This is a genomic window from Rhodoplanes sp. SY1 (assembly GCF_046000175.1).
Lineage (GTDB): Bacteria > Pseudomonadota > Alphaproteobacteria > Rhizobiales > Xanthobacteraceae > Rhodoplanes.
This window is the reverse complement of the sequence record NZ_JBEOMB010000513.1, coordinates 1-645: the sequence shown is the minus strand read 5'-3', so window position 1 is coordinate 645 and position 645 is coordinate 1. Positions and strand designations below refer to the sequence as shown.

General features: G+C 62.8%; 1 protein-coding gene. It reads right to left on the bottom strand.

Going from position 1 to position 645, the window contains the following annotated elements; all coding sequences use genetic code 11:
• On the bottom strand, positions 1-645 hold a 645-nt coding region (locus ABTU92_RS30680), incomplete at both ends, for a sulfatase-like hydrolase/transferase (RefSeq protein ID WP_408095298.1).

The window sequence follows — 645 nt, the reverse complement described above, 5'->3', positions numbered from 1 at the left end:
TCCGACCGCCTGCTCGAACGGGTCCCGCTTGATGTTCTGGACCAGGGTGAAGTGATACGGAACCAGCGGCAAGATCCACCCGTCCGCACCGGCCTGAGCCATGTTGTAGTACATCTTCCAATTCTTGTATCGCACCGCGGACGGCGTCGCTCCCGAGTAATAGAAGAACACCTCGCGGGCCGACCTGTCGCTCGTTCCCTCCAGATAGGCACGCTGGTTGACGCCGTCGAGCGTGGTCTTGACGATCCCGGGATAGTTTCCGGCTTCGATCCTCGCCTTCAGCTCGTTGCCTTTCGCTCCACCCGCGATGTCGACCAGGGTCGGGAGCCAATCGAGCGATGCGAAGAGCTGGTTCTTCACGGTGCCGGGCCGGACGTGCCCCGGCCAGCGAACCACCATCTGAGCGCGGAAGCCGCCTTCCCACGCCTCGCCCTTCTGCCCTTTGAACGGGGTGACGCCGCCGTCCGGGAAGCTGATCGCCTCGGCACCGTTGTCGGTGGTGAAGACGACGATCGTGTTGTCGAGCTGCCCCATCTCCTCCAGTTTCTTGAGCACGAGGCCGATGTTGTCGTCCATCTGCTTCATGCCGGCTTCGTTGACGCCCCAGTCCTTTCCGCCCGGTTCGCCGACCATCGCGAGATACTT